This is a genomic window from Providencia sp. PROV197, from assembly GCF_028479625.1.
GTDB lineage: Bacteria > Pseudomonadota > Gammaproteobacteria > Enterobacterales > Enterobacteriaceae > Providencia > Providencia vermicola.
Genome location: NZ_JAMPNZ010000034.1, coordinates 22,447 through 28,547 on the forward strand (window position 1 = coordinate 22,447; position 6,101 = coordinate 28,547).

Consider the following 6,101-nt stretch of genomic DNA (forward strand, 5'->3'; position numbering starts at 1 on the left):
ATTAACGTTGGCTATTTATTTGCTGCATGTATTCATCTAGTGCCAAATTCAGTTGTAGCACATTCACAACGGGTTCACCTAAAAAGGGCAGCAAGGCCGTTTCTGTTTGTGCCGTAATTAATGATTTTACGGCCTCTAATGAAACCTGTCTGCTTTTCGCAATGCGTGGGGCTTGATAAATGGCCGCGTCAACCGAAATATTAGGGTCAAGACCACTAGCAGAGGCAGTCAATAAGTCTACAGGGATCGCATTTCCAGCTTCAGGATTCTGTGCACGCAGCAGTTTACTACGTTCAGCCATCGTTTGTTGTAACAAGGGATTACTTACCGCAAAGTTACTTCCCCCAGAGGCTAACGTGTTGTATGGACTTTCCGCGGTGGCGGAGGGGCGACCATGAAAATACCCCTCACTTTGTATATTTTGCCCAATCAGTTTGGAACCGACAACATGCTCATCTTGTGTGATTAAAGAGCCTTTTGCTTGCCATGGGAAAAAGACATTGGCAAGGCCTGTAACCAATAGAGGGTAGGCTATTCCAGTTAATAGGGTTAGCACCAATAACATGATAATGGACGAACGGATCATGCTCATAATCAAATCCTTAAATACCAAATAGGCTAATAAACATATCGATCAATTTGATCCCCACAAAAGGCACCAACAAGCCACCTAAACCATATAAGCCTAAGTTTCGTTGCAAAAGTGATTGGGAGCTCATTGGGCGATAATTCACGCCTTTAAGTGCCAATGGGATCAAAAAGACAATAATCAGTGCGTTGAAGATTACCGCAGAAAGCAAGGCAGAAGCAGGTGAGTGCAAGTGCATAATATTTAACGCGTTAAGTTGTGGCCATGTCACGGCAAAGGCGGCAGGGATGATGGCAAAGTATTTGGCAATATCATTTGCAATACTGAAGGTGGTCAATGAACCACGAGTCATTAGCATTTGTTTACCAATGTGCACGACTTCAATAAGTTTGGTTGGGTTTGAGTCTAAATCTACCATGTTCCCAGCTTCTTTCGCGGCTTGGGTGCCCGAGTTCATGGCAACAGCAACGTCAGCTTGGGCGAGTGCAGGCGCATCGTTTGTCCCGTCACCGGTCATGGCGACCAATCGGCCTTCTGATTGGTATTGACGGATCAAGGCAAGCTTAGCTTCGGGGGTTGCCTCGGCAAGGAAATCATCGACACCCGCTTCCGCCGCGATGGCAGCGGCAGTTAAGTGGTTATCCCCCGTGATCATCACTGTTTTGATCCCCATGCTGCGCATTTGGGCAAATCGTTCTTTCATCCCACCTTTGACGATATCTTTGAGCGCGACGACGCCTAAAACAGTTTGGTCGTCAACGACAACTAATGGTGTTCCTCCTAAATGGGCGACTTTCTCCACCAATTTATCGGCTTCTTCGGGAAATTTTTGATGATTAGCTTCAACGTAGCGACGAATGGCATCGGCAGAACCTTTGCGGATCATGCGTTCACCGACGTTAACACCACTCATACGGGTCATTGCAGAGAATGGTACGAAAGTAGCATTCATTCCGTGAATATCTCTTTCACGTAAATTGAATTTTTGTTTCGCAAGCACGACGATACTGCGTCCTTCAGGGGTTTCATCAGCGAGTGAAGAAAGCTGTGCTGCATCTGCTAGTTGCTCTTCCGTAACGCCAGTTAAAGGCAGAAACTCAGAGGCTTGGCGGTTTCCTAAAGTGATGGTGCCTGTCTTATCAAGCAATAAAACATCCACATCCCCCGCGGCTTCAACAGCTCGCCCGCTGGTGGCGATAACATTCGCACCTAACATGCGGCTCATACCTGCTACACCAATAGAGGAAAGCAGGCCACCAATGGTCGTTGGGATCAAACAGATTAATAATGCAATCAGTACTAATATGGAAACCGCGCTGCCAGCCCCTGCATACTCAGCGGCAAAAACCGTAAATGGATACAAGGTTGCACACACTAATACAAAGATAATGGTGAGTGCAGTTAACAAAATAGTTAAGGCGATTTCATTCGGTGTTTTGCGGCGCTGTGCGCCTTCGACCATGGAGATCATGCGGTCTAGGAATGTCTCCCCAGGGTTAACGGTACATTCAACAATCAGCCAGTCGGACAGCACACGTGTTCCGCCTGTCACAGAGGAAAAATCGCCACCTGATTCGCGGATCACTGGAGCAGATTCCCCTGTGATCGCGCTTTCATCCACAGATGCTCCGCCCTCAAGAACTTCCCCATCACAAGGAATGGTTTCCCCTGCACGGATCAGCACGATATCACCTTTGCGCAGTTGATCGGAGCTGACAATTTCTTGTGTTGCATCCAATGAGGCCGCGGTAAGGCGAGTGGCATTGCTTTGCTGTTTTACACCTTTTAAACTTTGGGCTTGGGCCTTACTGCGTCCTTCGGCTAAGGCTTCAGCAAAATTGGCGAACAGTACGGTAAACCACAACCATAAGGTGACCATACCGCTAAACCATGCACTTCCTTCAGACAAACCTGCTGCCATCATTGCCCATAATAAGGTGGTGATCAGGCTACCGATATATACCACAAACATTACGGGGTTACGCCATTGGGCTTGTGGTGTGCATTTTTTTACGGCATCAATAATAGACTGTTGGATTAATTTTTTATCAAATAAAGGTGTTTTTTGCTTTTTCATTTTTTTCCCCTGATTATCCCGCAAAACCAATTTGTAGCTGCTCAGCAATTGGACCTAGTGCCAATGCAGGGACAAAAGTCAGTGCGCCAATAAGGAGGACAGTAAAGATTAATAAGCCAATAAAGAGTGGGCCTACGGTCGGCAATGTAGCCTGGCTTTGTGCTTGGGATTTTTTAAGTGCCATTGAGCCCGCAATCGCAAGTACGGGCAAAATGACGCCAAAGCGGCCGATAAACATGGCGATAGCAAGTAGCACATTGTAGAACGGGGTGTTGGCACTGAGTCCTGCGAATGCGCTACCATTGTTATTGGCAGCCGATGAAAAGGCATATAGCACTTCGCTAAAGCCATGGGCGCCTGGGTTTAAAATGCCTGAACGTCCTGCATCGGTCATTAAGGCGATGGTTGTACCAAGTAGCACTAAGGTTGGTGTCACTAAAATTGCCAGTGCAACCATCTTCATTTCACGGACTTCAATTTTTTTCCCTAAGTACTCGGGAGTACGGCCAATCATTAGTCCAGCAAGGAAGACAGCGAGAAGAACAAACAGCAACATGCCATACAGACCAGAGCCGACACCGCCAAAAACGACTTCACCAATCTGCATTAACCACATTGGCACCATGCCGCCCATCGCTGTAAAGGAATCATGCATCGCATTGACAGCACCACAGGAGGCAGCGGTTGTGACAACGGCATATAAAGCCGAGGAAAGAATACCAAAGCGGCTTTCTTTGCCTTCCATGTTAGCGTTACTATTGGCGTGTAACTCACTTAGAAATGGATTGCCAACATACTCCGCTTTAATGACCACAATGGCGGCGATAACAAAAATGATCCCCATAACCCATAACAAGGTATGTCCTTGTTTGTTATCACCCACAGAACGACCGAAGGCAAAACACAACGCGGTAGGGATTAAGAATATTGCCAGCATCTGAACAAAATTACTTAATGCAGTCGGGTTTTCAAACGGATGAGAGGAGTTTGAACCAAAGAAGCCACCGCCATTGGTTCCCAGTAATTTAATCGCTTCTTGGGATGCGACAGGGCCCATTGGTAACAGTTGGGTTGTGTTATCTAAATTGTCAACTAAGAGGTAGTCAGAAAAGTTTTGGATCACCCCTTGACTGACAAAAAATAAAGCAACAACAATGGCGAGAGGGAATAATAAATAGAAGGTGATACGGTAGATATCGACCCATGCATTCCCCAATGTTTTACTGCCATGGCGTGAAAAAGCACGGATCAAGGCAAAAACCACAGCGATACCCGTTGAGGCTGAGAGGAAGTTTTGTACGGTTAAGCCTGCCATTTGGCTTAAATAGCTCAACGTATTTTCACCGCTGTAAGATTGCCAGTTGGTGTTTGCTACGAAGCTTATCGCAGTATTGAAGGCTAAATCCCAACTCATACCAGCAAAGTGCTGTGGATTGAGCGGCAAGCTGCCCTGAAACATTAAAATGGCGAATAGCAAAACAAAACCGAGCACATTGAATAAAACAATGGCTAAGGCATATTGTTGCCAATTCATTTCGGCAGCTGATTTTCCAGGTTGTTTAATCCCCGCTAAACGCCAAAGCAATGATTCACTAGCCATTAAAGGACGAGGAATATCACTGTCAATAAGACGTGCAATTCCATTACCTAACGGTTTAGCTAAGATAAATAAGACCAGCAGGAAGCTGCCAATCAGTAAAAATGCTGTGGTGGCCATATCAGAAATCCTCCGCGTTAAGCAGGGCATAAATCAGATAAACCAGCAGTAGAACAACGAGAACTGCCCCAAAAATGGAAAGTAATGACACAGTGTTTTCTCCTTATTATTTCCATGAAATAAGGGTAGAGAGTTCGTTGTAAAGAAGCTGATAAAAAGATAGGACTAGGTGTAAAAAAAGTATAAAAATACACATTTTTTAATCAACTAAGCGAGGAATAGACACTCTTAAGTGAAATAACTAATAACACTTAAATTTTAACCTGTTATTTAATTGTTGCCACAATGTTTGTCTTTAACGATTTTGGGTTAAATTTTGTAGTAAAAATACAGAATAATGGGGAATTATTAGTAATATTTTAATTTTAGTGGTCAGATGAGTAGTTTTATTACACAGTTTGCGCTATTCTATATTCAGTTAATTAATTCTCGTATTATCTGTTCGGTTTTAGTCGCTCTGTGAAATAGCTGTATTTGGGGAGTTTTTAGAGCAAAGCTGGGATCGACAAATAAAGTGGCAACTGAAGGAGGATATCGATGTCCACATACCGCGAATATTCCCGTAATCAGGTACTTGCACGCCGCACTGCTGCTGTAACGGCAGGCATTATTGCGTTTCCTGTTATGGTTTTTCACCCGAAAAGAGCTAAATATTACAGTTACTTAAATAAAGTTTGGTCGAAAACAAGCGATAAGCCTGTATGGTTAGAGCGTTCAGAGACCACACTTGAAAGCCATCGTTAACCTTGCGTCTTAAGTAATTGATAAGAGCCCCTGCAATGACTCGTTGTGGGGGTTTTGTTTTTTATACCCCTACTTTTCTTTTCGAATGATGCACTTCAAATAACACAGAAAAAAAGTATGTTTCCGCTTATGATTATTGATTATCAGTAAATTATATTCAAAATGGCGTTATAGATTCGCTGTGCAGTAAAAAGGACAACATCATGCATAACTTAAGATTAGAAGAAGTCATTAACGATGAGCTCAAAGTGAGTGAGTTTCAAGATTTTGCACCAAATGGGCTGCAAGTTGAAGGACGCCCTCATGTGCATAAAATCATCACAGGAGTGACTGCCTGCCAAGCTTTACTCGATGTCGCCGTTGAGAAAAAAGCGGATGCGGTGATTGTTCACCATGGCTATTTTTGGAAAAATGAGCCTGCCATTATTAAAGGTATGAAAAAGAATAGATTAAAAACATTATTAGCTAATGATATTAATCTTTATGGTTATCACCTTCCTTTAGATGCGCACCATCAATTAGGGAATAATACACAGCTTGCTTATATCATGGGCGTCCAAGTGAATGGCCAAATTGACCCATTAATGCCATTTGGCTTTTTTGACCAGCCAATTACCCCAGCAGAATTGACCAATCGCCTAGAAACGCGCCTAGGTCGTAAAGTCCTTCACTGTGGCGACAACGCGAAAGAGGAAATTCGTCAAATCGCATGGTGCACAGGGGGCGGGCAAGGTTTTATTCTGCAAGCCGCAGAGTTTGGTGTTGATGCCTTCGTCACAGGGGAAGTCTCAGAACAAACGATTCATATTGCAAGGGAAATGGGGATCCATTTTTACAGCGCAGGGCACCATGCCACAGAGCGTTACGGGATTAAGGCGTTAACCAAGTGGCTAGTTGATGAGCAGGGGTTGGACGCCGAGTTTGTCGATATCGATAACCCAGCCTAAATTCTCGTCATATTTCGAGCTGTGGCG

6 protein-coding genes are annotated in these 6,101 nt (G+C 44.4%); 2 read left to right on the plus strand and 4 right to left on the minus strand.

Features of this window, described 5'->3' with window-relative positions; all coding sequences use genetic code 11:
• Position 1 precedes the first annotated feature (1 nt).
• The 4 genes from kdpC to kdpF are packed head-to-tail and all read right to left on the minus strand — an operon-like array spanning position 2 to position 4,474.
• Complete coding sequence (kdpC, locus tag PR808_RS18400) at positions 2-592, minus strand: potassium-transporting ATPase subunit KdpC (protein ID WP_206085293.1); 591 nt, start codon at positions 590-592, stop codon at positions 2-4.
• Between the two features lie 10 nt (positions 593-602).
• Positions 603-2,666 carry a potassium-transporting ATPase subunit KdpB gene (gene kdpB / locus PR808_RS18405; protein ID WP_206085294.1) on the minus strand — a complete coding sequence of 688 codons (2,064 nt, stop codon included), beginning with the start codon at positions 2,664-2,666 and terminating at the stop codon, positions 603-605.
• 13 nt (positions 2,667-2,679) lie between these two features.
• Positions 2,680-4,383: a potassium-transporting ATPase subunit KdpA gene (kdpA, locus tag PR808_RS18410; protein ID WP_206085295.1), complete on the minus strand. Its 1,704-nt coding sequence runs from the start codon at positions 4,381-4,383 to the stop codon at positions 2,680-2,682.
• A 1-nt stretch (position 4,384) separates the two neighbouring features.
• Positions 4,385-4,474 carry a K(+)-transporting ATPase subunit F gene (gene kdpF / locus PR808_RS20730; RefSeq protein WP_206085296.1) on the minus strand — a complete coding sequence of 30 codons (90 nt, stop codon included), beginning with the start codon at positions 4,472-4,474 and terminating at the stop codon, positions 4,385-4,387.
• 446 nt (positions 4,475-4,920) lie between these two features.
• Here kdpF and PR808_RS18415 point away from each other — a divergent pair, with 446 nt between their 5' ends.
• Positions 4,921-5,127 (plus strand): YbfA family protein, encoded by a 207-nt coding sequence (locus PR808_RS18415; protein WP_047756317.1) that lies wholly within the window; start codon positions 4,921-4,923, stop codon positions 5,125-5,127.
• A gap of 203 nt (positions 5,128-5,330) precedes the next feature.
• Positions 5,331-6,074, plus strand: a complete 744-nt coding sequence (locus PR808_RS18420; protein ID WP_206085297.1) for a type 2 GTP cyclohydrolase I — start codon at positions 5,331-5,333, stop codon at positions 6,072-6,074.
• Positions 6,075-6,101: the final 27 nt, after the last annotated feature.